26 protein-coding genes are annotated in these 24,477 nt (G+C 70.7%); 15 read left to right on the top strand and 11 right to left on the bottom strand.

Annotated features, from left to right (window positions below):
• The first annotated feature begins 549 nt into the window (after positions 1–549).
• Positions 550–732, top strand: a complete 183-nt coding sequence (locus ACFU7D_RS02690; RefSeq protein WP_378862944.1) for a hypothetical protein — start codon at positions 550–552, stop codon at positions 730–732.
• Positions 733–815: 83 nt separating this feature from the next.
• On the opposite strand, the gene ACFU7D_RS02685 is transcribed toward ACFU7D_RS02690, so the two are convergent.
• On the bottom strand, positions 816–1,268 hold the full coding sequence (locus tag ACFU7D_RS02685; RefSeq protein WP_378862941.1) for a carboxymuconolactone decarboxylase family protein: 453 nt from the start codon (positions 1,266–1,268) through the stop codon (positions 816–818).
• Between the two features lie 140 nt (positions 1,269–1,408).
• On the opposite strand from ACFU7D_RS02685, the gene sigJ reads away from it, so the two are divergent.
• On the top strand, positions 1,409–2,290 hold the full coding sequence (gene sigJ / locus ACFU7D_RS02680; protein ID WP_378862938.1) for an RNA polymerase sigma factor SigJ: 882 nt from the start codon (positions 1,409–1,411) through the stop codon (positions 2,288–2,290).
• A 13-nt stretch (positions 2,291–2,303) separates the two neighbouring features.
• Here sigJ and ACFU7D_RS02675 read toward each other — a convergent pair whose 3' ends face one another.
• Genes ACFU7D_RS02675 through ACFU7D_RS02660 form a run of 4 tightly spaced genes read right to left on the bottom strand, consistent with a single transcriptional unit; the run spans position 2,304 to position 6,197 of the window.
• Complete coding sequence (locus tag ACFU7D_RS02675) at positions 2,304–3,563, bottom strand: FAD-dependent oxidoreductase (RefSeq protein WP_378862935.1); 1,260 nt, start codon at positions 3,561–3,563, stop codon at positions 2,304–2,306.
• Positions 3,554–4,213: a maleylpyruvate isomerase family mycothiol-dependent enzyme gene (locus ACFU7D_RS02670; RefSeq protein ID WP_378862932.1), complete on the bottom strand. Its 660-nt coding sequence runs from the start codon at positions 4,211–4,213 to the stop codon at positions 3,554–3,556. Before ACFU7D_RS02670 ends, ACFU7D_RS02675 begins: the two co-directional genes overlap by 10 nt.
• Positions 4,214–4,218: 5 nt before the next feature.
• Positions 4,219–5,043: a fumarylacetoacetate hydrolase family protein gene (locus ACFU7D_RS02665; protein ID WP_378728146.1), complete on the bottom strand. Its 825-nt coding sequence runs from the start codon at positions 5,041–5,043 to the stop codon at positions 4,219–4,221.
• Positions 5,043–6,197 carry a cupin domain-containing protein gene (locus ACFU7D_RS02660; protein WP_378862929.1) on the bottom strand — a complete coding sequence of 385 codons (1,155 nt, stop codon included), beginning with the start codon at positions 6,195–6,197 and terminating at the stop codon, positions 5,043–5,045. Before ACFU7D_RS02660 ends, ACFU7D_RS02665 begins: the two co-directional genes overlap by 1 nt.
• 127 nt (positions 6,198–6,324) lie before the next feature.
• On the opposite strand from ACFU7D_RS02660, the gene ACFU7D_RS02655 reads away from it, so the two are divergent.
• Entirely contained in the window at positions 6,325–7,098 is a 774-nt protein-coding gene (locus tag ACFU7D_RS02655) for an IclR family transcriptional regulator (protein ID WP_378728148.1), read from the top strand.
• A gap of 52 nt (positions 7,099–7,150) precedes the next feature.
• Entirely contained in the window at positions 7,151–7,945 is a 795-nt protein-coding gene (locus ACFU7D_RS02650; protein ID WP_378862926.1) for a hypothetical protein, read from the top strand.
• A 31-nt stretch (positions 7,946–7,976) separates the two neighbouring features.
• Here ACFU7D_RS02650 and ACFU7D_RS02645 read toward each other — a convergent pair whose 3' ends face one another.
• Positions 7,977–8,885: a hypothetical protein gene (locus ACFU7D_RS02645; RefSeq protein ID WP_378862923.1), complete on the bottom strand. Its 909-nt coding sequence runs from the start codon at positions 8,883–8,885 to the stop codon at positions 7,977–7,979.
• A gap of 383 nt (positions 8,886–9,268) precedes the next feature.
• On the opposite strand from ACFU7D_RS02645, the gene ACFU7D_RS02640 reads away from it, so the two are divergent.
• Positions 9,269–10,141 carry a S1 family peptidase gene (locus ACFU7D_RS02640; RefSeq protein ID WP_378728151.1) on the top strand — a complete coding sequence of 291 codons (873 nt, stop codon included), beginning with the start codon at positions 9,269–9,271 and terminating at the stop codon, positions 10,139–10,141.
• A gap of 213 nt (positions 10,142–10,354) precedes the next feature.
• Positions 10,355–11,227: a S1 family peptidase gene (locus ACFU7D_RS02635; RefSeq protein WP_378862920.1), complete on the top strand. Its 873-nt coding sequence runs from the start codon at positions 10,355–10,357 to the stop codon at positions 11,225–11,227.
• A gap of 53 nt (positions 11,228–11,280) precedes the next feature.
• Here ACFU7D_RS02635 and ACFU7D_RS02630 read toward each other — a convergent pair whose 3' ends face one another.
• Positions 11,281–12,480, bottom strand: a complete 1,200-nt coding sequence (locus ACFU7D_RS02630; RefSeq protein WP_378728153.1) for a glycosyltransferase — start codon at positions 12,478–12,480, stop codon at positions 11,281–11,283.
• Positions 12,481–12,830: 350 nt separating this feature from the next.
• On the opposite strand from ACFU7D_RS02630, the gene ACFU7D_RS02625 reads away from it, so the two are divergent.
• Positions 12,831–13,664: a hypothetical protein gene (locus tag ACFU7D_RS02625; RefSeq protein ID WP_378862918.1), complete on the top strand. Its 834-nt coding sequence runs from the start codon at positions 12,831–12,833 to the stop codon at positions 13,662–13,664.
• Positions 13,665–13,670: 6 nt separating this feature from the next.
• On the opposite strand, the gene ACFU7D_RS02620 is transcribed toward ACFU7D_RS02625, so the two are convergent.
• Positions 13,671–14,570, bottom strand: coding sequence for a class I SAM-dependent methyltransferase (locus ACFU7D_RS02620; protein WP_378862917.1), 900 nt, complete (start codon positions 14,568–14,570; stop codon positions 13,671–13,673).
• Between the two features lie 34 nt (positions 14,571–14,604).
• Here ACFU7D_RS02620 and ACFU7D_RS02615 point away from each other — a divergent pair, with 34 nt between their 5' ends.
• Positions 14,605–15,336 carry an oxidoreductase gene (locus ACFU7D_RS02615; RefSeq protein WP_378728156.1) on the top strand — a complete coding sequence of 244 codons (732 nt, stop codon included), beginning with the start codon at positions 14,605–14,607 and terminating at the stop codon, positions 15,334–15,336.
• 284 nt (positions 15,337–15,620) lie between these two features.
• Here ACFU7D_RS02615 and ACFU7D_RS02610 read toward each other — a convergent pair whose 3' ends face one another.
• The gene (locus ACFU7D_RS02610; protein WP_378817543.1) at positions 15,621–16,415 is read right to left on the bottom strand and encodes an HAD family hydrolase; all 795 of its coding nucleotides are present in this window, start codon (positions 16,413–16,415) and stop codon (positions 15,621–15,623) included.
• A 124-nt stretch (positions 16,416–16,539) separates the two neighbouring features.
• Between ACFU7D_RS02610 and ssd the strand changes: the two genes are divergently transcribed.
• The 7 genes from ssd (at position 16,540) to ACFU7D_RS02575 (ending at position 21,616) form a co-directional block, all read left to right on the top strand.
• Entirely contained in the window at positions 16,540–17,589 is a 1,050-nt protein-coding gene (gene ssd, locus ACFU7D_RS02605; protein WP_378728158.1) for a septum site-determining protein Ssd, read from the top strand.
• Entirely contained in the window at positions 17,586–18,752 is a 1,167-nt protein-coding gene (locus ACFU7D_RS02600) for a TadA family conjugal transfer-associated ATPase (protein ID WP_378862914.1), read from the top strand. The genes ssd and ACFU7D_RS02600 overlap by 4 nt, the downstream gene beginning before the upstream one ends.
• Positions 18,749–19,525, top strand: coding sequence for a type II secretion system F family protein (locus ACFU7D_RS02595; protein ID WP_378862912.1), 777 nt, complete (start codon positions 18,749–18,751; stop codon positions 19,523–19,525). The genes ACFU7D_RS02600 and ACFU7D_RS02595 overlap by 4 nt, the downstream gene beginning before the upstream one ends.
• Positions 19,522–20,247 carry a type II secretion system F family protein gene (locus tag ACFU7D_RS02590; RefSeq protein ID WP_378862910.1) on the top strand — a complete coding sequence of 242 codons (726 nt, stop codon included), beginning with the start codon at positions 19,522–19,524 and terminating at the stop codon, positions 20,245–20,247. The genes ACFU7D_RS02595 and ACFU7D_RS02590 overlap by 4 nt, the downstream gene beginning before the upstream one ends.
• 284 nt (positions 20,248–20,531) lie before the next feature.
• Entirely contained in the window at positions 20,532–20,708 is a 177-nt protein-coding gene (locus ACFU7D_RS02585) for a DUF4244 domain-containing protein (RefSeq protein WP_378862908.1), read from the top strand.
• Positions 20,709–20,711: 3 nt separating this feature from the next.
• Positions 20,712–21,248: a TadE family type IV pilus minor pilin gene (locus ACFU7D_RS02580; protein WP_378862906.1), complete on the top strand. Its 537-nt coding sequence runs from the start codon at positions 20,712–20,714 to the stop codon at positions 21,246–21,248.
• Positions 21,245–21,616, top strand: coding sequence for an Rv3654c family TadE-like protein (locus ACFU7D_RS02575; protein WP_378862904.1), 372 nt, complete (start codon positions 21,245–21,247; stop codon positions 21,614–21,616). The genes ACFU7D_RS02580 and ACFU7D_RS02575 overlap by 4 nt, the downstream gene beginning before the upstream one ends.
• Here the strand turns inward: ACFU7D_RS02575 and ACFU7D_RS02570 are convergent.
• Both ACFU7D_RS02570 and ACFU7D_RS02565 read right to left on the bottom strand, forming a co-directional pair.
• Positions 21,613–21,978 (bottom strand): hypothetical protein, encoded by a 366-nt coding sequence (locus ACFU7D_RS02570; protein WP_378862902.1) that lies wholly within the window; start codon positions 21,976–21,978, stop codon positions 21,613–21,615. The two genes, ACFU7D_RS02575 and ACFU7D_RS02570, sit on opposite strands and share 4 nt — an antisense overlap.
• Before the next feature lie 15 nt (positions 21,979–21,993).
• A complete protein-coding gene (locus ACFU7D_RS02565; protein WP_378863011.1) occupies positions 21,994–24,306 on the bottom strand; it encodes a DEAD/DEAH box helicase in 2,313 nt (770 codons plus the stop codon).
• Between the last annotated feature and the right edge of the window lie 171 nt (positions 24,307–24,477).

Here is a 24,477-nt window from a genome sequence, read left to right as displayed (position 1 = left end):
CCCGCGCCCCCCCCGCGGGGCGGGGGCGCCGCGCACGACGGGTCCGGCGAGGTGGTCGGCGTCGCGGTCACCGTCACCGGGCCGGGCCTGGTGGTCGGGTCCTCGTCGCCCTGGAGGACGACGATCGCCGCAGTGATGATCACGCCGATCACCAGCACCCCCGCGATCGCCGCGAGCCCGATCACGATCGGCCACGGGTTGTGCGGCTTCTCCGGCGGCGGTGGGCCTCCCGGGGCGAACGAATTTTCGTTCGCCTGCCAGCCGGCCTGGGCCCCGAGGTCCGGCGCAGGAGGCATCGCGCCGTACCCGTCCGGTTGCGACGGAGGCGGCGGTGGTGGTGTCGGTGTCGTCATCGGTCCCCTTGCCGAAGTGAAGATCCCGTTGGAGAAGCGTTCCCGCGGGGTTCCACAATTCTCGCGTACGTCCCCACCACCGCTGCTACTTTGCCGCGAGGCGCCGACGGCTGGGCGCCATCTCGACTCCCTGCATCAAGGATCCCCCATGCACTTTCGTCCTGTCATGCCCGCCGCCGACGAAATGAGTCAGTAGGTGGAGACCAAGTGGAAGGTCCTCATCGTCCTCGGCACCGTCGCGGTGATCTGGGTGGTCCTCGAGTTGCTCGGCTTCATGGCCGAGGTGATCTTCGGGCAGCTCCTGCAGAGCTATCCGGTGGCCCTGGCCATCGTCGCGCTGGCGGTCGGCTACCTGCTCGGCCGGGACAGCAACCGGTAGGTCCGAAAAGTAGTTCGGGACGTTCCGGCCCATCTACCCACGGGTAATGGGCCGAAACGTCCCGGACTAACTCGTTCACTCGGTCACGGTGCAACCGGGTAGTGGCTGGAGATCGCGATCCGGTTCCAGGCGTTGATCGCGATCGCGACCCAGGTGAGCGCGGCGATCTGCTTGGCGTCGAGGATGCTCTCGACGTCGACCTTGGGGGCGGCGGCGGTGTGCAGGTCGCCGATGCGGGTGATCTGCTCTGCGATGGTGAGGGCGGCCTGCTCCTCGGGCGTGAAGTATTGCGACTCCCACCAGGCGGCGACGACGGCGAGGCGGTCGGTCGTCTCACCGTTCTTGAGGGCGTCCTGGGTGTGCATCCGCAGGCAGAAGGCGCAGCCGTTGATCTGGGAGGCGCGGAGCTTGACGAGGTCGACGGCGAGCCGGTCGACGCCGGCGACGGTGATGGCCTCCTCGACCGCCTCCTCGACGGCCAGCTGGGCCTTGTACGCGGCGGGGAAGAGCTTGGTGACGTTGACGTTCGCGAGCATCGGGGTCCTTCGGGTCTGGCCCGCTACCGCGCGGGCACTCACCGGATTGACGAGGTGGCCGAGATGAATGTGAGGTCGCCACCTCACATTCGCGCTGTCTGCCTCGTCACAGTGAGCGAGCGCGAGAGAAAGGTGCCACGATGCCTGACATGGACGACCTGGGCGAGGTGATGGTCGAGCGCCGTCGCCTGATCGCGCTCGCCTACCGGCTTCTCGGCACGGTCGAGGAGGCCGAGGACGCCGTCCAGGAGACCTACCTGCGGTGGTATCGCCTCTCCGACGACGAACGGGCCGCGATCGACAACCCCGCCGGCTGGCTGAGCCGGGTCACCAGCAGGGTCTGCCTCGACGTACTCAAGTCGGCCCGCGCCCGCCGGGAGAGGTACGTCGGCCCGTGGCTGCCCGAGCCGGTCCGCCCGGGTTTCCTGGGGGCGCCCGAGGATCCCGCGGACCGGGCGACCCTCGACGACACGGTGAGCACCGCCCTGCTGGTGGTGCTCGACGCGATGACCCCGGCCGAGCGGGTCGCGTTCGTGCTCCACGACATCTTCGCCGTCCCGTTCGGCGACATCGCCGCGGTGGTCGGTCGCTCGCCGGCCGCGGTGCGGCAGCTCGCCGCGTCGGCGCGACGCCGGGTCGCCGAGCAGCGCGCCGACGTCGCCCCGCTGCCCGAGCACGACGACGTCGTCCGCGCCTTCGTCTCGGCGACCGCGGGTGGCGATCTCGGCCGGCTGGTGACGCTGCTGGACCCGTCGGTCGTCCTCCGGTCCGACGGTGGTGGCCGGGTCAGCGCGGCCCGCAACCCGATCAGCGGACCGGAGCGGGTCGGCCGGTTCCTGCTCGGCGTACTTGGGAAGCACCCGACCTGGACGATCAGCACCGAGCCCACCGCCGACGGCCTCGGGTTCACGCTCGTCGAGGACGGTGCTCACCGCGGGGTCGCCAACCTGCGGGTCGTCGACGGCCGGGTCACCGATGTCTGGATCGTGCTCAACCCGGAGAAGCTCGGCGCCTGGCGCTGACCTCGGACCGGGCTCAGACCAGAGACGCGTCCGCGGACTCGAGCGGGATCGGCCGGAACATCTCGGGCTCGTCCTCCGGCCACAGCGCCGTCGTGGAGTAGAGCCAGTCGATCATCGCGTAGTCGCCGGTCTCCCGTGCCCGGAGGAGCGCGTTGCGCTGCTCGCGGGGACGCCCGTCGAGATGCCAGAGCACACCCCACGCACGCGAGGTCTCCACGACGCGGCGGCAGTGCCCGGGACGTACGGCCTGGTAGGCGGCGAGGGCACGGTCCCAGTCGACCGAGCCGTCCTCGGCACGGAGGCGCCGGACGTGCTCGCCGAGCACCCAGCCGTCCTCGATGGCCATGATGGCGCCCTGGGCGATGTACTGCAGCGGGGGGTGCGCCGAGTCGCCCAGCAGAGCGACGCGGCCGTGGACCCACTGGTCGACCGGGTCGCGGTCGTACATCCGCCACCACTTGTCGCGCCACATGTGCGCCAGGCCGTCCTGGATGAACGGGGTGGTGGCGGCGAAGGCGGCGTCGAGCTCGTCGGGCGTGCCCCAGTCCTCCTCGCCCGCGAGCGCCTTGGGCGACTCGAAGACGGCGACCTGGTTGAGCAGCTCACCGCCGCGCAGGCCGTAGTGGACGAAGTGGCAGTCCGGGCCGATGTGCACGACGACCTCGGCGAGGTCGACCTCGGCCCCACGCCCGGAGTCGGTCGGCATGGTGCCGCGATAGGCGACGTACGCCGACGAGACCGGCTGGTCGCCGGCGAACTTGTAGCGGGCCGGGGAGTGCAGGCCGTCGGCCGCGATCACGAACGGCGCGGTCTGGGTCGAGCCGTCCTCGAGTTGGACGGTCGCCTCGTCCGAGCCGGCCGTGTAGTCGACGATCTTGGCGTTCGTGACGAGCTCGACGCCCGCGTGCGAGGCCGCCCGCAGGAACATCGCATGCAGGTCGGAGCGGTGGATCACCAGGTAGGGGTAGCCGTAACGCTCCTCCATGTCGCGCAGGTCGAGCCGGGTCAGCTCCTCGCCGGAGACCGCGTCGCGCATCACCATCGCGTCGGGGACGACACCGAGCGACCTGGCCTCCTCCAGCAGCCCGTAGTCGTCGAGGATGCGCGTGCAGTTGGGCGCGAGCTGGATGCCCGCCCCCACCTCGCCGAAGGCGGATGCCTGCTCCAGCACCCGGACCCGCAGGCCCTGACGGGCCAGGGAGTACGCCGCGGAGAGCCCGCCGATGCCACCCCCGACCACGATCACGTCGGTCCCTGAGTGCGTCACAGCCATGGTCCCAGCTCCGGTGCGTCGACGAGGCCGTGCGGCCGCCCGGCGAGCCAGGCGGCGACCTCGGGCAGCGAGCCCGTGACGCCGCGCAGGTCGTCGTCGGAGAGGCCCCGCTTCGTACGGATCTCGCCGGCGAGGGCGAGCAGGAAGTCGTCGGGCAGGTCCGCGAAAGTGATCCCGACCCCGAGGTCGACGGCGTGGACGAAGACCTCGCGGGCGCGCATCCACGGGACGTCGCTCGCCTGGCGGGTGACCAGCTGCGCGGTGATCACCTCGTGCTCCCACTGCTCGGGGGTCAGCCGGTCGATGGCCGCCTCGAGCTCCCCGACGCCGCGGAGATACCAGGCGCGCAGCTCGTCGGCCGGCCGGGTCGCGGCCGCCTCGATGTCGGCGTTGCGCTGCTCGGGGGAGGCGTACATCCGCTTCTCGACGCCGGTCTCGGCCCAGGAGAGGAGGTTGCCGAGGGCGTCGGCGTTGGCGGCGACGTGGCCGACCAGGTGCTTGCGGGTCCAGCCCGGCAGCTGGGAGTCGCCGTCGAAGTCGGCGACGGAGAGGCCGTCGATGCCGCCGGTCAGCAGCGCGGTGCCTTCGGTGACCCAGCGGCGGGCGTCGTCGAACGTACGCGTCGGGGTGGTGCCGATCAGGACGGACATCGCGATCAGCCCTTCACGATCGTGTTGGTGAGGGTGCCGATGCCCTCGACAGTGATCTCGACGGTCTCGCCGCCCCACAGGAACTCCTGCGGCGAGCGGGCGTGCCCGACCCCGCCGTTGGTGCCGGTGAGGATCAGGTCGCCGGGGCGCAGGGTGGTGATCGTGGAGACGTAGCGCACCAGCGCGACCGGGTCGAAGAGCAGGTCGGAGGTGTTCGCGCTCTGCTTCTCGACGCCGTCGACGGTCAGCCGCGTGGCCAGCTCCGGACGTACGCCGCCGGGCAGCTCGTCCGGGGTGACGACGTAGGGGCCGACGGGTGTGGTGGCCTCCCACATCTTGCCCTGCAGCCACTCGCGGGTGCGGAACTGCCAGTCGCGGACCGAATAGTCGTTGGCGGCGGTGAAGCCGGCGATCGCGGCGACGGCCTGCTCCTCGTCCGCATGGCGCACGGTGGAGCCGATGACGATGGTCAGCTCGCACTCCCAGTCGAGCTGCTCGGTCTCGGCCGGCTTGGTCACCGGGTCGTTCGCGCCGGTCAGCGTGTCGGCGAACTTCGCGAACAACACCGGGTATTCGGGCAGGTCACGGCCCATCTCCTCGATGTGGCTGCGGTAGTTGAGGCCGACGCAGACGACCTTGCTCGGGTTCGGAACCACGGGCGCGAAGTCCGCGCCCTCGACCGGGTAGTTGACCGATCCCAGAGGCAGGTCGGGCGAGCCGGCGGCCAGGTACGCGCCCACGTCGGGGTGGCCGAGGTCGACAAGCCGGTCGCCGTCGAGCCGGACCCCGCGGGTGCCGTCTGCAGTGCGGATGGTGGCGAGCTTGGGCATCAGGAGTCCTTCTGGGTGCGGTGGAGGTGGAGCGCCTCGAAGACGGGCGCGTCGGAGAAGCGGAAGAGGTCGAGTGCGCCGGAGTCCGAGTCTGTCGTGCCTGCCTCGGATCTGGCCGAGAACGGCTCCCACGAGGGAACCACGAACAGGTCGCCGCGAGCCACGGTCCAGGACTTCGTACCCACGGTGACGACGCCGGAGCCGTCGAAGACCTGGTAGACGCTGGACCCGGTCTCGCGCAGCGGCGCGGTCTCGGCGCCGGTGGCGATGCGGTGGAACTCGGCGCGCATCGTCGGCAGTACGTCCCCGCCGGTGGCCGGGTTGGTGTAGCGGACCGCGGCGTGGCCGGGCTCGACGGTGCCCCCGTAGCCCTCCTTCTCGAGCGTGAGCTGGTCGGCGAGCGCACGGTCGGTGAACTCCCACTTGTAGGAGAGCAGCGGGCTGCCGGGGGCGGTGTGCGTGACCGCGACGGGGGAGAGGCCGGGGTGGCCCCACAGCCGTTCGGAACGGGAGAGATCCGGGGTGACCCGCTCCGCCGAGGAGATCTCGTCGCGGCCGAACTCGAAGAACTGGGACTCGGTGGCGTACTGGAACGGGATGTCGAGCCCGTCGATCCAGGCCATCGGCTCGGAGGTCGCGTTGTGGTGGGCGTGCATGTTCCAGCCGGCCTGGGGGAGGAAGTCGCCGCGGTTCATCGCTACCGCATCGCCGCCGACGACCGTCCACACGCCCGAGCCCTCGACGACGAAGCGGAAGGCGTGCTGGGTGTGGCGGTGCTCGGGAGCGTCCTCGCCGGGCATGAGGTACTGGATCGCCGCCCACAGCGTCGGCGTCGCGAACGGGCGGCCGCCCAGGGAAGGGTTGGCGAGCGCGATCGCGCGGCGCTCGCCGCCGCGGCCGACGGGCACGATCTCGCCGGCCCGCCCGGCCAGGCGTAGGAGGTTCTCCCACTTCCACAGGTGGGGGACGGCGCGGCTGCGCGGGTGGGCAGGCATCAGGTCGCCGATCTCGGTCCACAGCGGGACCAGGAGCTCCTGCTCGAAGCCGCGATAGAGGGCTTCGAGCGCGGGCGAGACGGTGGGCTGGTCCTCGGCCTCGACGGCCTTCAGCCTCACCGGCGAGGCGGAGGTGGTGGGCGCGGGCGTGGTGTTCATGGTCACAGCCTGCTGGCTTCAGGCGTAACAGAACAAATAATTCTGCCCTAAAGAACATCTGGCTCGGTCAATCTCCTGCGGAGTCGAGCGATAGGTGCCAGGTTTGGTGTGATCAGGAAGAGGTGGGATGGACAAGCCGCTGAAGACACGGCCCCCGTACGCGATCACCAGCGTCGACCACGCACTCAAGCTGGCGGCGATCCTTCAGCTCGAAGGCCGCTTGACCGTCTCGGAGGCAGCGGCTCGGCTCGACGTGGCCCGCTCCACCGCCCACCGGCTGCTGGCGATGCTGGTCTACCGCGACTTCGCGGTCCAGGACGAGGACAAGGTCTACCGGGCCGGACCGGTGCTGGAGCTGGCCGCCCACTCCCGCTCGACAGCATCCCGGCTCCGCCAGGTCGCCCTGCCGCATCTGCAGCGCCTGGTCGACCTGCTGGGCGAGTCCGCCAACGTCGCCGTGCGCACCGGCGACACCTGCCGCTTCATCGCCTCGGTCGAGTCGCCCCAGTCGCTCAAGGTCGGCTCCCGCGAGGGCATGGTCTTCCCCGCCCACCGCACCACCGCGGGTCTCCTGCTCCTGGCCCAGATCTCCGGGGACGAGCTCGCCTCGATCTACTCCCGGGAGAGGTACGCCGACCACCTGGCCGACCGCCCGGACATCGAGGCGCTGCGTACCGAGCTCGAGCGCGTACGCCGCAACGGCTTCGCCTTCAACGACGGCCGCTCCGAGCGTGGCGTGGTCGCGGTCGGAGTCCCCGTCCGTGGTTCCGGGGGCGACGTCGTCGCCGGGATGTCGATCTCCATGCCCAGCGTCCGCTACGACAAGGAGTCCCTGCCGAGCGTCGTCGCCACCCTGATGTCCGGCGCAGCGGCTCTGGAGCGTGACCTGAGCCAGGGGTGATCTCCGTCAACTTGGTGCCGGTAGCGTCGGTTCGCGAGTTAATCTGGGCCCAATGAGCGACACCCCGCCCTCCAACGACACCCGAGGAACGAAACCGGCCCGCATCGACTGGCTCGCGACCGCCGCGGGTGCCCTCGCTGCCGTCACCTCCGCCGTGCTGCTCTCCACGCTCGGTGCCGTCGGCACCCTCGTCGGGGCGGCGCTCGGCAGTGTCGCGGCGACGGTTGGCGCCAACCTCTACTCCCAGTGGCTCGCGAAGGGCCACGAGAAGGTGGTCAGCGTCCACGCGCTGGCCCGGTGGCGGTCTGCCGGGCTCGCCGGCGCACGGGCGGGCTCGGAGCCTGGGTCCGAGCCGGCTTCGGACTCCGTGGCGGAGGCGCAGGAGGTGGCCGAGGGCGGCGACGCTGAGCCGATGCCGTCGTGGCGGGAGCGCTTGAAGGCTCTGCCCTGGAAGCGGATCGCCCTGCTCTCGCTGGCGATGTTCGTGGTCGTGATCGCCGCGATCACGATCTTCGAGCTGCTGGCCGGGCGCAGCGTCAGCGCGATCGTGGGCGATGGGGACAGCAGCACGACGATCTCCCGGGTGACCGGTGGCGGTTCCGACAAGCGCGACGAGAAGCAGGGTGAGGATCCGTCGCCGGGCGCCACCGCGACTCCCGAGGAGTCCGCGAGCACCGAGCCCTCGGAGTCGGCCGAGCCGTCCGAGACGTCCGAGCCGTCCGAGACGGCCACGACGGAGACGCCGAGCGCCGGGCCGTCGGCCTCGGCGAGCACCGAGCCGTCGGCACAGCCGAACGAGGGCGGCGTCTCGGCGGAGCCTTCGCCCACGGCCGAAGCCTCGCCCTGAGCAGGAGATCAGGCGGCGCCGTGAGCCGGGCTCACATCCGGAAGAGGATCTCCGCGCCGAGATCGGTGTTGCCGTAGGACGTGTATTCCTTGCCCTGGGCCTCGGTGATGCCGTCGGTGGCCGTGACCATGGTGTACACGACGTACTTCCCGTAGTCCTTCACCTTGAACCAGCCCTGGGTGTAGTCGGGCAGGGAGGCTTCCGCGGGCGGGATCACGTGCCGCGGCTCGATCTTCTTGGCGGCCTCGCCGGCGGCCTCGACGGTGCTGAAGTCGTAGATGAAGTGCGTCATCCGCAGGTTGCCCCGCTGAGCCTTGTAGGAGACCCGCACGGCGTAGTCGCAGCCGAGGGTGCGGATCGCCGGCTTGAGCGTCGCCTTGCAGCCGGAGTAGTCCTTGCCGCTCAGGTAGCGGGCCTTCAGGGTGACATCACCGTAGGTGAACTCCCAGGGACGAGGGACGTCGGCCTTGGCGAGGTGTTCGGGGCCGATGGTCGAACGCGAGGTGGTGGCGCCGTCGCCGGGGTCGGCCGGGGAGCTGGTCCCGGGCCAGTCGGGCTTGCCGCTGGACTCACCGCTGACGTCGGAGCTTCCGCCATCCTGGCTGGCCGACCCGCTCGGTGTCCTGTCGGCCGAGGCCGTGTCGCTCGCGGTCGGAGCTCCGGCGGTCGTGGCCGCGTCGTCGCCGCGGGTGAAGAGGGCGTAGACGACCACCCCGCACACGACCACGAGCGCGAGGGAGACGGCGATGGTCAGGACCTGGCGCAGCGGCCCGCCCTGGCCGGCGCGCTCCTTGCGGGCGTTGAACGCCGGTCGGTTGCCGCCCATCTCCTCGGAGAGCCCGATCAGGCGCTCGTTGTAGTCGAAAGGGGCAGGCTGCTTCTGCGGCTCCTCGTCAGGCGCGCCCGAACCGGGGGAGCCTGGGGGCGGCGGATACGGCATGGGGTTTGTCTACCATCTATCAACGGTCGCCACGCCGAAGGCTTGGAAGACGGACGAAATCCCGCCGATTCCCCGCTCGGGCAGCGAGATGAACACGGATACCCACCGTACGCGGCCCGGGACCCGGGCACCTACAAGTTGGCAATGCTTACCCAATCCTCTGCTGCCGGCGCGGCGCCGAAAACCCTGCGGAATCGCGTGTTGCTGCATTGCAAGGATTCGATGAACGAGTCTTTGCAATGCAGATTCTTGGGGAATCGAATGTGGTGCGCCCCAAAGGAAAGAACACGAAACTCAGTTACCTGCCCCCGGTAAACAGCGAAACCCGTGGTTTCGGGGGCGGAAGCCCGCAACACGTGGGCCTTTCCCCCAGGAGGAGACGTATGAGGTTCGAACGCACCACCTTCCGTCCCCGCACGATCGCCGCGCTCGCCGCGGGTGTGGGTCTCGCGGCCTCCGCCGCCGTCGCCGTCCCGGCAGCTGCCGCGGACGCCGAGTTCAGCAAGGCCGAGGTCGCGTCGGTCAAGTCGGCCGTCGCCGAGTCCGCCCCGGTCGGCTCGTCGTGGTACACCGACCCGGCCACCAACAAGGTCGTCGTCACCGTCGACTCGACCGTCTCCAAGGCGGAGATCGCCGAGGTCAAGGAGGCCGCGGCCGAGAAGACCAGCCAGGGCGACCAGGCGGTCACGGTCAAGCACACCAAGGGCGAGTTCACCCCGCTCATCGGTGCCGGTGACGCCATCTACGGGGGCGGCTACCGCTGCTCGCTCGGCTTCAACGTCAAGGTCGGCGGAGCCGACTACTTCCTGACCGCCGGCCACTGCACCAACGACGTCTCGACCTGGTACGCCAACTCGTCCCAGAGCACGCTGCTCGGCTCGACCGCGGGCTCGAGCTTCCCGGGCAACGACTACGGCATCGTCCGCTACAACTCGACCATCTCGAAGTCGGGCGGCTTCACCGCGGGCACTGCTCGGGTCGGCCAGAGCGTCACCCGCGACGGCTCGACCACCGGCGTGCACACCGGCACGGTGACGGCGGTCAACGCCAGCGTCCGCTACGCCGAGGGAACCGTCAGCGGCCTGATCCAGACCAACGTGTGCGCCGAGCCCGGTGACTCCGGCGGCGCGCTCTACTCCGGTTCGACCGCGCTGGGTCTGACCTCCGGCGGCAGCGGCAACTGCAGCAGCGGTGGAACGACCTTCTTCCAGCCGGTGACCGAGGCGCTCAGCGTGTACGGCGCCACCATCTACTGATCAATCACAGGTACGCCGCGGGGCGAGGTGGTTTGCGCCACTTTGCTCCGCGGCGTACGAATTTTGATCGAACTGCGAAAGTTTTTTGCCGACGACTGGCCGTTGGGGTGTCGACAACGACATACTCACAGTGACGTGTTCGGGCACATCGCGGTGGTCGTGCACGTGGCGCGCGCTACCGGGGCGGGCGCTTGGTCGTCCCAGGAGGAACGCATGAGGTTCACCAGGTCACGCAGTCGTCTGCTCGCGGCAGCGGTCGGTCTAGGGCTGGCGGCTACGGCCATGGCCACGCCCGCGGTCGCCGAGCCCGCGGAGACCGGGGTGGGCGCCAAGAGGCTGGCGGCCGCCTACGCCGCCGTCGACGACGCGGTCAACAGGTCCGCGCTGTCCGGCATCGCCTGGTACACCGACGAGACCACCGGCAAGGTGGTCGTGACCGCGGACTCCACCGTCCCCGGGTCCGCACTGAGCAGGTTGACCGAGACCGTCGGCGCCGCTGCCGACGCGATCACCATCAAGCGCGCCGAGGGCGAGTTCAAGCCGTTCCTCGGCGCCGGCGACGCGATCTACGGGTCGGGCTTCCGGTGCTCGGTCGGGTTCAACGTACGCAGCGGCGGCACCTACTACTTCCTCACCGCCGGCCACTGCGCCGAAGAGGTGGGCACGTGGTACACCAACTCCGGCCGGACCACCCGGATCGGGCCGACGGTGAAGTCGAGCTTCCCGGGCAACGACTACGCGCTGGTGCGTTACGACAACACCTCGCTCACCCATCGGGGCGGCTACTCCGTCGGTGATGCCCGCGTCGGCCAGCGGGTCACCCGCGACGGTTCGTCCACCGGCGTGCACTCCGGCCGGGTCGAGGCGCTCGACGTCTCGGTCCGCTACCGCGACTCAGGCACGGTCCGCGGCATGATCCAGACCGACATCTGTGCCGAGTCGGGCGACTCCGGAGGCCCCCTCTACGCCGGCTCGACCGCACTCGGGATCACCTCGGGCGGCTCCGGCGACTGCGACTCGGGCGGCACCACCTTCTTCCAGCCCGTCCGCGAGGCCGTCAACGCCTACGACGTACGCCTCTACTGATCACACTCCGCTGGTCGAGCACGGCTCGCCGGGCTCGACCAGCGGTGGTGAACTCAGACTGCGACCGGGATCAGTGCTGCGTCGGCGGAGACCTTGATGAGCCGGGCGTACGCATCGAAGAGCCGCTGCTCGGAGAGGCGCTGCCGGTTGCGGAAGATGCGCTCGAAGTGCTCCTCGCGCTGGGCGAAGGCGGCCTTCCAGGACTCGGCCATCTCGGCCGGGTCGAAGCTCGCGACCAGGCGGATGTCGCCGACCATCGCGGGAGCGTCGCCGACCGGCGTGGTCACCGGGACCGCGCCGCAGGCCATCCCCTCGAGCAGGCACAGCGGGGCGGCCTCGCCGAACGCCGAGGTGAGCGTGATCAGGTCGGCGGCGTTGTAGAGCGGCGCCATCTGGCTCTGGATCCCGAGGGCGTGGAGGTTGGTCTCCAGCGCCGACCACGCGCCTAGCTCCTCGGCGATGAGCTGGGCGAAGGCCGGGTTGTCCGCAGTCATCCCGGCGCCGCACATGACGAGATGGGCGTCGGGGTGCTCCTGGACGAACCGGCGCGCGGCCCGGACGAAGAGCGGGATGTTCTTCATCTCGTCGAAGCGGGCGGCGATCATCACGACCGGTTCCTCGCCGCTCACACCGAGCTCGGCGCGCTTGCTCGCCCGCAGCTCGGCGTCGGTGCGGAACTTGTGGAGGTCCACGCCGTTGGGGAAGACCGGAAGTCGTTCGAGGGGGATCCCGGTCGCGTCGTGGTAGGCCCGCTGGGTCGACTCCGCGCAGCACACCGCCGCGGTCAGCAGCCCGGCGCGGTCGAGGTCGATGAGCTCCTGCACGCCTGCCCCCTGGTGCTCCGGGTCGGAGCGATGCAGCGCGGTGATCAGCGGGGTGCCCGAGGTGCCGACCCTGCCCAGCACCGTGAGCGGCTGCTCCTTGAGGGAGAGCACGACGTCGGCCTTCGCCACCGACTGGGCCACGCGCCTCAGCTGGCTGGTGGTGATCGGGCCCGTCGGCGTACGTCTCAGTGCCCGCACCGGCACGCCGGCCGAGGTCAGGCGGCGGTAGGAGTTGTCGGAGGAGATCCGCTGGGCGGTGAACTCGCGCTGTACCCGGTCGCTGAGGCTCAGCACGCTGTGTCGCTGAGGCGTGGTGGCGTCGAGCGCGCGGACGACTGCGGTGTGCAGGATCCGGGCTCCACCGGCGAAGAAACCTTCGTACAGGGAGAGGACGGAAGGGCCGTCCTCGAGATACGTCACGGTGGACATGTCGACCTCACTTTTTCCGCAGGAGGCATCGCCCGAGCGGTGATGGTGGTGGGGCTACGGCAGAGATATGCGGCTTCGTCCGGACGCTAACGCGTCCGTGGGCGCATCCCAAGGCGTCATCGGCTCGGGGCGAAGGATTTCACTTGATCGTCATCTTCACGCGCGCATCGTAGGGAGCGACGGAGGATTTCTCGAAACCGGCGGGGATCCGGACTCGATTTACGTTATCCGATGTGGCGTACGTCACGCTATGCGTTGACCGACATTGCTCGGTGAACGATTGGAGCGGGTCTCGGACGTGCTGCCGAATAGGGCCGCGAGGCTGGCCGGATCCCGCTACCTTCGGGCGTATGACCACCGAGGTGACGACGTACCGCTATGTCCGTTTCGCTCTGTGCTGTCTGCTCGCGGGACTCGCGATCTCCGTGGGTGCCGAGACGATCGCGAGCGGGGAGTGGCAGACCTCCATCTCGTCCTACTACTACACCCCGGCGGGCCCGGTCTTCACCGCGGTGCTGTGCGCTCTGGGCGTGTGCCTGGTGGTGCTGCGGGGCTATACCGACGCGGAGGACACCGCCCTCAACCTCGCCGGGCTCTCGGCGCCGATGGTCGGCTTCGTGCCGACGCCCGAGATCGGGCAGCAGATCGACAAGGCCGCCATCGTCAACAACGCCTGGAGCTATCTGGCGGTGATGGCGATCGGCTGGGTGGTCGTGCTGATCTTCGGGCTCCGCAAGCGCGCCGCGGCCGGGGCCTGGCCCTCGCGCTGGGGTGCCGTCGGGCTGGTCTCCGTCGCGGGGGCATGGGCCGTCGGGGTGGGCTGGCTGCTGATCGACCAGGAGAGCTTCGCGACGAAGGCGCACGGGCTGGCCGCGATCTTCACCTTCACGCCGTTCGCGCTGGCGGTCGTGCTCAACACCGACTGGGGCGTGCGGAAGATCGCCCAGGAGGCCGACAAGGCGCGTACGCGGCTGGACAAGACCTACTGGGCGCTGGTCGTGGCGATGGTGGTGCTGCTCGTGGCCGGCATCGTGCTCGGCCTGACCGGCTGGACGTACTGGCTGCTGGCGACCGAGGTCTCGCTGCTGGTCTGCTTCACGATCTTCTGGGTCATCCAGAGCTTCGATCTGATGGACCCGAGGCGCGACGCGCTCACGACGCGGCCGGACGCTGCGCTGGAATGACGGGGCTCACCGGAAGTCGATGAGCAGGTCGTCGTCGCCGTTCTCGGGGTCGGTGATGACGCGCGGGAGGCGTACGGCGGTGTCGGTGCGCTTGGCCAGCGGCACCTTCGGCTCCGGCTCCTCGTCGGTCTCGACGGTGTGCTTCAGATGCGCGTGCGGGAGCACCTGCGCGCGCCAGGCGTGGCAGTTGTAGGGCAGCTGCATGCCATCCATGCCGCGGCCGTAGCCGTCGTAGAAGGCCAGCACCTCGCGCCGCTTCTGCTCCTGGGCCTCCGGCTCGAGGGTGGCGACGTTGGAGCGCGACTGGACCAGGTCCTGGATCGAGTGGCGGTCGACGACCTGCCAGTGCCGGAAGGCCTGGGCCTCGACCGCGGAGAAGAGCCCGGAGTCGTCGAGGATCGAGGTCGGGTCGAAGCCGCCCTCGTCCGTACGCCCGGGCTGCTTGCCGATCAGCTTGCCCAGCTTGCGCACCCAGGGGATCCGCTCGTCACGCTCGTTCTGGACCACGGCGAGGCGTCCGTCGGTCCGCAGGACGCGGCCGATCTCCGCCAGCGCCTTCGCGTGGTCGAACCAGTGGAACGCCTGGCCGACCACGACCACGTCGTAGAGGCTGTCGCCGATCGGGATCTGCTCGGCGGTGCCGCTGGTGGCGCGTACGTCCGGGAGCTTCTCGGAGAGGATGTCGAGCATCGCGTCGTCCGGGTCGGTCGCGAAGACGTCGTGGCCGAGGCCGACCAGCACCTCGGTGAGCTTGCCGGTGCCGGCCCCGAGCTCGAGGACCGAGCACGGCTCCTCGCCGACCAGCCACTTCACCGCATCCACCGGGTAGGACGGCCGCCCGCGGTCATAGCTGTCCGCCACGCCGCCGAAGGAGCGTGCCGGATCGGGGTTGGCTGGGTCCGTCATCTCGGTCAGGGTAACGCGCGCTTAAGGTTGACGCGTGAAGGACGATCCGCTTGCCCGGTTGGTGTCGCTCGAAGGTGTGGCCTCGGGCTTCGCCGCAGCTCGTGACGGTATCGACGTGATGCTGCGTGACCGGGGACTGCGGCGTACGTCTCCGGAGACCACCGCCGAGTCGCTGCTGCGCGGTGCGCACGCCTCGGCCGTGCTGGAGGGTTCCGGGTCGACGCTGGGTGACGTGCGGGCCTCCGGTGGGGACGCGATCGCGCAGGATGCGGTGCGGCTCTCGACCGAGCTGCTCTCGCTGGTGCCGGTGGTGAAGCACGCGCCGTTGCAGGCGTTCGCGCGTCTGCACGCGCTGGCGGCCGGGGCCGCACTGGAGGCTGAGGAGCTGGGCCGTCCGCGCTCGGCAGACTCGGCCGAGCGGTTGCGTCGTCTCTCCGATCTGCTGCTCGCCCCGACGTCCGCGCCGGCGCTGGTCGTGGCGGCGTTCGTGCACGCCGATCTGGCTTCCTCTGCGCCGTTTGCGTCGCACAACGGCTTGGTCGCGCGTGCCGCAGAGCGGCTCATCCTGGTCGCGCGCGGCGTGGACGAGAAGTCGCTGGTCGTGCCGGAGGCCGGCCATCTGGCCCTGCGGGCCGCCTATGAGTCGAACCTGCGCGGCTTCCGCGAGGGTGGTCAGGCGGGGGCGCACTCGTGGCTGCTCTACGCAGCCGAGGCGTTCGCCGCCGGAGCCGAAGCCTCACCGCTGCGCCTGGACGCGGCCGAGTAGGAGACACAAAGCAGGTGGCACCCGGTGGGTTGTGAGCACCGGGTGCCACCGCTGACACGAGTGTTTCTGGTTACCAAGCGTGCAAGGTCTGGTCACTGCGTCGGGATTTCTCCCCGGCTACAGCACCCCATCAGATGGGTGGATCGCCGCGTGGGTGCCTGTCACTCGTGTTCGTCTTGTTACACCTCTGTTTCTACGCTGATCGGCGGTCAGATTCAAGGCTGGAAATTCTGCAGGATGAGGAGGATGATGCCGCTTCTGCAGAACTCGGAATTCGGGGCGCGTCAGGCGCCGAGGCGGCGGCGCTTCGTGCCCGCCCAGATGACCCCGCCGGCGATCGCGACGGCGCCCCCGACGGCCAGCGCGGCCAGGGTCGGCGTGGACGGGGTCAGCACCCGGCTGCGCAGCGCGACCGGCTTGTTGAAGACCAGGATGTCCCAGCCGCGCTCCTTGGCGGCCTTGCGGAGGTCCTTGTCGGGATTGACCGCGAACGCGTGACCGACCTCCTCCAGCATGGGGAGGTCGGTGACGGAGTCGGAGTAGGCGTACGACTGCTCGAGGTCGTAGCCGAAGCGCTCGGCCAGCTGCTGGACCGCGCGGGCCTTCTCCTCGCGGTAGGCGTAGAGCGCGATCTCGCCGGTGTAGCGGCCGTCCTCGATCTCCATCTGGGTGGCGACCACGTGGTCGGCGCCGAGCATCGCGCCGATCGGCTCGACCAGCTCGGTGCCGGAGGCGGAGACGATGATGACATCGTGGCCCTGGGCGTGGTGCTGCTCGATGAGCTGCACGGCCTCCTCGTAGACGAGCGGATCGACCACGTTGTGGAGGGTGTCGGCGACGATCTCCTTGACGGTCGCGACGTCCCATCCGGTGACCATCTCGGAGAGAGCCTTGCGCATCTTCTCCATCTGGTCGTGGTCGGCACCGCCGACGACGTAGACGAACTGCGTATAGGCCGAGCGGATCATGGCCGCACGGGTGATCAGGCCGCCGGCCTGGAAGTGCTTGGAGAACGCAAGCGTGCTCGACCTCGCGATGATCGTCTTGTCGAGGTCGAAGAACGCAGCGATGCGTGTCATGGGCACATCGTAGACGGCCGCTGGGCGGGCCGATCACCATCCACAGGGCGGGTTCGGTCCGGGGTTCTCCACAGGCGGTGGATTTTCGGGTGGAAAGGTCGGTGTCCCGGCGGATCCTGCTGCCATGGAACCTCTCGTCATCACCTCGGACTCGTTGCTGGCCGCCGAGGCGGCTCGTCTGGCCGCCGCCTCCGGCGTCACCGTCGAGGAGTGCACCGACGCCGTCGGCGCCCTGCGCCGCTGGCAGCGACCACCCCTGATCCTCGTCGGCGCCGACCTCGTGGCGGAGGTGGCATCGATGCGTCCACCTCGAAGAGACGGGGTGTACGTCGTGGGGTGGGGCTCGACCGGCGAGCCCCTGCTCCGAGCCGCGCTGGAGGTCGGCGCCGAGACGATCCTCGAACTCCCGTCGGCCGAGACCGTGGTCGCCGGCCTCCTCGCCGACGTCAGCGACGGTGAGAGCGGCGACGGCATGGTCGTCGGGGTGCTGGCCGGATCGGGCGGAGCCGGTGCGACGACGTACGCCGCGGCCCTGGCCAGCCTCGGAGCCGACCGTGGGTCGACGCTGCTGATCGACGCCGACCGGCTCGGTCCCGGAGCCGGGCGGGTGCTCGGCCTCGACGAGATCCCCGGTGTGACCTGGGGCGATCTCGGGCAGACCGCCGGGCGGCTGGGGGCGCGGGCGCTGCGGGAGGCGGTGCCGCATGTGGGGTCGCTGGGCCTGCTGGGCTGGCCGGGCGGCGAGGTGGTGCCACCGAAGCCGGAGGTGGTGCGCGAGGTGCTCGCTGCCGCTCGTCGCGGCCACGATCTGGTCGTGGTCGATCTGCCACGCGAGTCCGACGCCGGGACCGAGGCGCTGCTGACCGGATGCGACATCGTGCTCGTCGTGGTGCGGGCGAACGTCACCGGCACCGCGTCCGCCGCCCGGCTGGTCGCCCGTCTTCCCGAGCGCGATCGAGTGCGGGTCGTCGTCCGCGGTCGCGCGGCCGAACCGGAGGCGGTCGGGCGTGCGCTCGGGCTCCCGGTGATCGCGTCGATGTCCGACCAGCGCGGGCTCTCGGAGGCCATCGACCTGGGTCTGGGGCCGATCCGTTCGAAGCGGGCGCCGTTGGCCCGTGCCGCCGCCGAGGTGCTGATGCGCTGTCGGGTCCGTGTGGGGGTGATGGCCGCATGATCGGCGCTGTCGACATCGCGCCCCAGGTCGTGGACCTCGTCCGCGACCACCTGGCGCGTACGCCTGGAGAGCTCACCCCGCACCGGGTCCAGGAGGCGCTCCGTGCGGAGGGGCGGATCGTCGGTGACGCGACCGTGCTGGCCGTCTTCGAGATGCTGCGCCGCGACGTGGTCGGTGCGGGGCCGTTGGAGCCGCTGCTGCGGTTGCCGGGGGTGACCGACGTCCTCGTCAACGGACCCGATCAGGTCTTCATCGACCGCGGATCCGGCCTGGAGCCCGCTCCGGTCGCGTTCCCTGACGACGACGCGGTTCGACGGCTGGCGCAGCGGTTGGCTGCCGGAGCGGGCCGTCGCCTGGACGACGCCTCGCCCTATGTCGATCTGAGGCTGGGCGACGGCAGCCGGTTCCATGCGGTGCTCGCGCCGCTGGCGCGACCGGGCACGGTGATCTCGCTGCGGGTGCCTTCGGAGCGCGCGTTCACCCTCGCTGAGCTGGAGTCTTCGGGGATGGTCGTTCCCTACGTGGCCGATCTGTTGCGGCGCCTGGTGCTGGCTCGGTCCGCCTTTCTCGTCTCCGGAGGCACCGGCACCGGGAAGACCACCCTGCTGGCGTCGCTGTTGTCCTTGGTGCCGCCGGAGGAGCGGCTGGTACTGGTGGAGGACGCCTCCGAGCTGCGTCCGGACCATCCGCATGTGGTCGGCCTCGAGGCGCGCCCGGCCAACATCGAGGCCGCCGGAGCCGTCGAGCTCCATACGCTGGTCCGCCAGGCCCTGAGGATGCGGCCGGACCGGCTGGTCGTGGGGGAGGTGCGCGGCGCCGAGGTCGTCGACCTCCTCGCCGCGTTGAACACCGGCCACGAGGGTGGCTGCGGCACGTTGCACGCCAACTCCGCCGCCGACGTGCCGGCGCGCGTGGAGGCGCTGGCGCTGGCCGCCGGCCTCGGCAGGGAGGCGGCGCACAGCCAGTTCGCCTCCGGGGTGGACGTCGTCGTGCACCTGCGCCGACGTGACGGCCGCCGGGTGCTGACCGAGATCGCGGTCCCCTGTCGCGGAGCCGATGGGCTGGTCCGGATGGAGACGGCCTGCTCGGTCGACGCCGGCGGTGACGTTCTCGCCGGGCCGGCCTCGGATCGGCTCGAGGGGCTGTTGGGAGCGGATCGGTGAGCGGGCTCGGCCTCGGGCTGGTCGCCTGCCTGCTCGGCGTCGCCGCGGCGCTGCTCGTCCGTCCGCGGGCTGTGCTCGGATCAGGTCCGGCGCCTGTGTGGCGGGTGCCGCGGTGGTCGTTCCTCCTGGTCGCTCTGATCCCCATCGTCTTCCCGGGCAGGGCGGTCGTCGCGGCTGTCCTGCTCGGGATCGCCACCTTCGGCGGGGTCGCGCTGTGGCGGCGCCGCTGCGAGCGGATCGAGGCAGGGCGTACGGCTGACCGTGTGGTCGAGGCCTGCGAGCAGATGGCCGCCGAGCTCGCCGCCGGGCACCCGCCTGGTCCGGCGCTGACGCAGCTCGCCACGGAGTGGCCGATGATCGAGCCGGTCGCGGAGGCACAGCGGATGGGCTCCGACGTCCCAGCCGCCTGGCGGCAGGTCGCCGAGGTTCCCGGGGCGGGAGCGCTCCGTGTGGTCGCCGCGGCCTGGCAGATCGCCCACCAGACCGGGAGCGGTCTCGCGGACGCTCTGGACCGGGTGGCTCTCGATCTGCGGGCGGCGGCCGCCACTCAACGCGTGGTCGATGGTGAGCTCGGATCGGCCCGATCCACCGCCCGCCTGATCGCGGGCCTGCCGGTGGCGGCCCTGGCGATGGGCAGCGGGGTCGGCGGCGACCCACTGGCGTTCCTCCTCGGGTCGCCGGTGGGGCTGGCCTGCCTCGGTCTGGGACTGCTCCTCGGCTGGTTGGGGCTGTGGTGGATCGAGGGCATCGCGCGTGGGGTGGAGGCGAGATGAGCATCTGGGGCATCTGGCTCGCGGCGATCGCGCTCGGGGCGGCAGCAGCATTGCTGCCGGCCCCGGCCGCGACTCTTCCCGGCCCGGTCTCGGTCATTGCGGATCGGGGTGATCCTGGTGGCTGGATGATGCGCTGGCGCGCGCTGCTGGCTCTGCTCGCGGCTGGTGCGGTCTACTCCTTCGTCGGGGGCACGGCGGGTGCCGTGCTCGCCGCGCCCGCGGGCGTCGTCTGCTGGCTGGTCATCGGCCGGGTCGAGCCCGCCGAGGTCCGGCGTGAGCGGGAGGCTGCGAAGGCCGAGCTGCCGGCCTTGGTTCGCCTGCTCTCCGCCGCTCTCTCCTCCGGCGCGGCGCCTGCCGAGGCGCTGGTGGCGGTCGCGGCAGCGCTGCCCGGGCCGGCGGCCGCCCGACTCCTGCCGGCAGCCTCTCGGCTTCGCCTGGGAGCCGATCCGGAGAAGACGTGGCGCACCCTGGTCGACGATCCAGCGCTGGCACCGTTGGGTCGGGCGCTGGCGCGCGCTCCGGCGCGGGGTGCCCCGGCCCCCACGACGGTCGAGCGCCTTGCCGACGACCTGACCAGAAATGCCCGCGCCGAGGTCGAGGACCGCGCCCGCGCGGTGGGCGTCAAGGCCGCCGTCCCACTCGGCATCTGCCTACTCCCCGCGTTCCTGCTGTTGGGTGTCGTCCCGGTCGTCGGCGGCCTTCTCACCAACCTCGGCATCTGACCCCGCCCGTCGAGGCGTCAGCCCGGTCGGTCGAGGCGTCAGCACCGTCGGCCGAGGCGTCAGCACCGTCGGCCGAGTTGGCAGATCGGTGCCCACTCGACCGACGTACGTGACGTCTCGGCGGGGGTGTTCGCCCTGGTCAACGGGCCGTTTGTCATCCACAGGGCGGGTTCGGGATCGGGTTGTCCACAGCCGGCGATATGGAGGTCGCGAATGTCGGTGGAGCAGTCCATCGTCGTCCTTGAACGGCCGTACCGACGGCCATCGATCAGAGAGGACCAACCATGGCCAAGGCACATTTTCGGAAGGACGAGAAGGGGATCACGACGGCTGAATACGCCGTCGGCACGGCAGCCGGTGCGGGGCTTGCCGGGCTGCTCTACAAGCTGCTCACCGGTGGCTTCGGCAACGACCTGCTCAACAGGCTGTTCCAGCACGTCCTCAGCCTGCTGGGGATCTGACCGATGGTCGAGCCCAGATCCACCGATCGCCGCCTGCTGCGCGCCACCACACGGGCGCGCTGGCGGCGTTGCCGCCGCTCAACAGACGCCCGGTATGCCATCGCGGACGGCGCCTTGCCATCACACCCGTCTGGTGACGCTCGCGACGTCGGCCATCGGCAGATCTGGGCTCGCGGGCAGCGGGACGAGCGGGGCGCGGCCACCGCGGAGCTGGTGATGGTGATCCCGCTCCTGGTGGCCGTGACCATCGGGCTGGTGTGGTTGCTGTCGGTGGGAGCGGCGCAGATCCAGGTGGTCGACGCGGCCCGGGAGACAGCCAGGGCCGTCGCCCGAGGGGACGACAGCGGCTCTGCCGCCGCCCGCGGACGTCGGGTCGGGCCTGCGGGCACGCAGGTGAGGGTCAGTGCCGGTGCCGAGGAGGTCGTGGCCTCAGCCCGAGCCCGGGTGACCGGGCCCGGTGGGATCTTCAGTTGGATGCCGGGTGTGACCGTGCGCGGCGAGGCGGTCGCCGCGACCGAGGCCACCCAGGGGGAGCAGTGAGCACGCGCCGGTCCGGCAAGGACGAACGCGGATCGGCAGCCCCGTTCGCGGTCGGCGCCATCGGGCTGCTGCTCCTCCTCGGTGCGGCGCTGGGTGTGGTGGGCGCGGTCTTCGTCGCCCACCGCACCGCGCAGTCGGCGGCCGATCTGGCGGCGTTGGCGGGGGCCAACGCGCTCCAGGTCTCCGAGGACGCGTGTGCGGCGGCGAGGACGATCAGCGACCGCAACGGCGCCACGGTGGAGTCGTGCGAGATCGCCGGGGAGGACGTCACCGTCACCGTGCGGGTCGAGGGACCGCGCTGGCTCGGCCAGCCGGGGGACCCAGTCGCCGAGGCGAGGGCCGGCCCGACGGGATCACGGTCGGACTAGGCGTCCTCGGACTTGGGCAACGGCTTTGTCTCCGGCGTGGTCTCCGGCTCGGGCTCAGGCTTGGTCTCGGACTTGGTCTCGGACTTGGCCTCGGCTTCCTGCAGCGTCTTGGCCATGCTCCGCATCTGGCGCTTGTCCTTCATGTACTTCATCTGGTGCTTGCCGCCCCACTTGGTGAGCGAGAGACCGAAGAGGAGAAGGAGGCCGGCGACGAGGCCGATCACGAAGATCGTGGTCGAGCCGACCGGGAGGCCGAGCAGCGTGGCGGTCGGGTCGTCGAGATCACCGTTACCGGTGGTGAAGATACCCAGCACGATGAGGACTGCGGCAACGACGATCAGCACAAGGCCCAGGATCAGCATCTCCCCAGGGTAGGGCTATTCGTGCAGCAGCAGCCGCAACAACACGATCGCGCCTTGCTTGTCGAGCGGATTGTTCTGGTTGCCGCACTTGGGCGACTGCACACAGGAGGGGCAGCCGTCGTCGCACTCGCACGCCTCGATGGTCTCCAGCGTGGCGCCGAGCCACTCCCGGGCGGCACGGAACCCTCGCTCGGAGAATCCGGCTCCGCCGGGATGTCCGTCATAGACGAAGACGGTGAGCATGCCGGTGTCCGGGTGCGACGCGGTGCTGACGCCACCGATGTCCCAGCGATCACAGGTCGCGATCAGCGGTAGCAGCCCGATCGAGCAGTGCTCGGCGGCGTGGGCGGATCCCGGGATGTCCGCCTGCTCGAGGCCGGCCGCCTCGAGGGCCGAGGCGGGCACGGTCCACCAGACGGCGGAGGTGCGCAGCGTACGTTCGGGAAGATCGAGTAGCTCCTCACCCAGCACCTCGCCGCTCGGCTGGCGCCGCCGCAGGAAGGAGACGACCTGGTGGGTGACGTCGACGTCGCCGTACGCCAGGCGGCACTCGCCCCAGGCGACCTGCTCCCGCTCGGCGACGATCGAGATCTCGGTGATCTCCCGGGCGAAGGTGGAGTAGCCGGGGTCGTCGCGGGAGATGACCGCGACGTTCTCCTCAAGGTCGAGCTCGTGCACGAGATAGGTCTCGCCGCGGTGGACGTAGACGGCTCCGGCATGCGCGCTCGCGTGCGAGCTCGCCGCGTCGACCGTGCCGACGACCCGGCCGGTCTCGGCCTCGATCAGCTGCACCTGGGACCCACCCGAGGAGCGGATGTCGGCGAGGTCGGCCGCGCGGCGGCGGTCGGTCCAGAACCAGCCTCGTGGCCGCTTGCGCAGCAGCCCCGAGGCCACCAGGTTGTCCAGGATCTCCCGGGCGCCCGGTCCGAAGAGCGGCAGGTCCGGCTCGGTCAGCGGCAGCTCCTGCGCCGCGGCGCACAGGTGGGGGCCGACGATGTACGGGTTCGCGGGGTCGAAGACGGTGGCTTCGACCGGCTGGCCGAGCAGCGCATCGGGATGGGTGACGAGGTAGGTGTCCAGCGGGTCGTCGCGCGCGACCAGGATGCCGAGCGCGTCGCCCGCGCCCCGCCCTGCCCGGCCGATCTGCTGCCAGAAGGCCGAGCGCCGACCGGGGTAGCCGGCCAGCACCACCGCGTCCAGGCCGCTGATGTCGATGCCGAGCTCGAGCGCGTTCGTCGCCGCCAGCCCCAGCAGCTCGCCCGACCGCAGCGACGCCTCGATCGCCCGGCGCTCCTCGGGCAGGTAGCCACCCCGATAGGACGCCACCCGCCCCGGCAGCGAGGGATCGACCTCGGCCAGCTCGTCGGCCGCGGTCAGCGCGACCTGCTCGGCGCCTACCCGGGAGCGTACGAAGGCCAGGGTGCGTACGTCCGAGGAGACCAGGTCGGCGAGGAGGTCGGCGGTCTCGGCGGAGGCCGCGCGGCGCACGGGAGCGCCGTTCTCACCGGCGTGCGTCGTCAGCGGTGGCTGCCACAGGGCGATCGAGAGCTCCCCGCGCGGTGACGCGTCGGCGGTCACCGGAAGCACCGGAAGGCCGGTGAGCCGCTCGCCCGCGATCGACGGCTCGGCGACGGTCGCCGAGGCGAGGATGAACGTCGGCGAGGAGCCGTAGAGCGCACAGATACGCCGTAGCCGCCGCAGCACGTGCGAGACGTGCGCCCCGAAGACCCCTCGGTAGTGGTGGCACTCGTCGATGACGACGTAGCGCAGCGAGCGGAAGTACGCCGTCCAGCGCTGATGACCGGGGAGCAGCGATCGATGCAGCATGTCGGGGTTGGTCAGGATGTACTCGCCGAAGTCGCGTGCCCAGTCCCGCTGCTCCCGGGTGCTGTCACCGTCGTGGGTCACCGCGCGCACATCGACGTCGAGCTCGCGCAGCCCGGTCAGCTGATCCTGGGCGAGCGCCTTGGTGGGGGCGAGGTAGAGAACGCCCGCGCCGCGCTCACCACGTGGGCCACGTCCATCTCGGATCGCGGTCAGTGCGGGAAGTTGATAGGCCAGCGACTTGCCGGAGGCGGTGCCGGTCGAGACGATCACATGAGTGCCGTCGTGGGCGGCCTCGGCCGCTACCGCCTGATGCTGCCAAGGACGCTCGATCCCGCGAGCGGCGAACGCGGCGACCACATCGGCCGAGGCCCATGTCGGCCAGTCGGCGAAGACGGCCTCGCGCGGCGGGACCTGCTCGAGGTGGGCGAGCCGGTCCTCGCGGCCCGGGACGGCAGCCAGCCGGCGTACGAGATCACCGGTCGCCGTCGTCAACACCCTGATGATTCTCCCAGAATCCTGGTGGCCGCCACGCTCGAGGCCCCGCATCGTGGCCATGACGTTGCGAGTTTCTTGCGCGCATCCTGGTGAGCCGTGGTTACATTACGATCGACTCCGGCTATCGGACACCAGGCATGCCGACCGGAGCTGGTTGTCTCACGTTCCTTGGCAGGA

It is taken from the genome of Nocardioides sp. NPDC057577, from assembly GCF_042801335.1.
GTDB lineage: Bacteria > Actinomycetota > Actinomycetes > Propionibacteriales > Nocardioidaceae > Nocardioides.
This window is presented reverse-complemented; position numbering and strand designations above follow the sequence as displayed.

Coding starts and splice junctions, on each gene's coding strand:
- ACFU7D_RS02655 (WP_378728148.1), top strand. CDS start 6,325: ATGGACAAGCCGCTGAAGACACGGCCCCCGTACGCGATCACCAGCGTC.
- ACFU7D_RS02670 (WP_378862932.1), bottom strand. CDS start 4,213: ATGTCCGTCCTGATCGGCACCACCCCGACGCGTACGTTCGACGACGCC.
- ACFU7D_RS02660 (WP_378862929.1), bottom strand. CDS start 6,197: ATGAACACCACGCCCGCGCCCACCACCTCCGCCTCGCCGGTGAGGCTG.
- ssd (WP_378728158.1), top strand. CDS start 16,540: ATGGAACCTCTCGTCATCACCTCGGACTCGTTGCTGGCCGCCGAGGCG.
- ACFU7D_RS02675 (WP_378862935.1), bottom strand. CDS start 3,563: ATGGCTGTGACGCACTCAGGGACCGACGTGATCGTGGTCGGGGGTGGC.
- ACFU7D_RS02645 (WP_378862923.1), bottom strand. CDS start 8,885: ATGCCGTATCCGCCGCCCCCAGGCTCCCCCGGTTCGGGCGCGCCTGAC.
- ACFU7D_RS02640 (WP_378728151.1), top strand. CDS start 9,269: ATGAGGTTCGAACGCACCACCTTCCGTCCCCGCACGATCGCCGCGCTC.
- sigJ (WP_378862938.1), top strand. CDS start 1,409: ATGCCTGACATGGACGACCTGGGCGAGGTGATGGTCGAGCGCCGTCGC.
- ACFU7D_RS02630 (WP_378728153.1), bottom strand. CDS start 12,480: ATGTCCACCGTGACGTATCTCGAGGACGGCCCTTCCGTCCTCTCCCTG.
- ACFU7D_RS02625 (WP_378862918.1), top strand. CDS start 12,831: ATGACCACCGAGGTGACGACGTACCGCTATGTCCGTTTCGCTCTGTGC.
- ACFU7D_RS02650 (WP_378862926.1), top strand. CDS start 7,151: ATGAGCGACACCCCGCCCTCCAACGACACCCGAGGAACGAAACCGGCC.
- ACFU7D_RS02685 (WP_378862941.1), bottom strand. CDS start 1,268: ATGCTCGCGAACGTCAACGTCACCAAGCTCTTCCCCGCCGCGTACAAG.
- ACFU7D_RS02635 (WP_378862920.1), top strand. CDS start 10,355: ATGAGGTTCACCAGGTCACGCAGTCGTCTGCTCGCGGCAGCGGTCGGT.
- ACFU7D_RS02585 (WP_378862908.1), top strand. CDS start 20,532: ATGGCCAAGGCACATTTTCGGAAGGACGAGAAGGGGATCACGACGGCT.
- ACFU7D_RS02600 (WP_378862914.1), top strand. CDS start 17,586: ATGATCGGCGCTGTCGACATCGCGCCCCAGGTCGTGGACCTCGTCCGC.
- ACFU7D_RS02665 (WP_378728146.1), bottom strand. CDS start 5,043: ATGCCCAAGCTCGCCACCATCCGCACTGCAGACGGCACCCGCGGGGTC.
- ACFU7D_RS02610 (WP_378817543.1), bottom strand. CDS start 16,415: ATGACACGCATCGCTGCGTTCTTCGACCTCGACAAGACGATCATCGCG.
- ACFU7D_RS02570 (WP_378862902.1), bottom strand. CDS start 21,978: ATGCTGATCCTGGGCCTTGTGCTGATCGTCGTTGCCGCAGTCCTCATC.
- ACFU7D_RS02590 (WP_378862910.1), top strand. CDS start 19,522: ATGAGCATCTGGGGCATCTGGCTCGCGGCGATCGCGCTCGGGGCGGCA.
- ACFU7D_RS02620 (WP_378862917.1), bottom strand. CDS start 14,570: ATGACGGACCCAGCCAACCCCGATCCGGCACGCTCCTTCGGCGGCGTG.
- ACFU7D_RS02580 (WP_378862906.1), top strand. CDS start 20,712: ATGGTCGAGCCCAGATCCACCGATCGCCGCCTGCTGCGCGCCACCACA.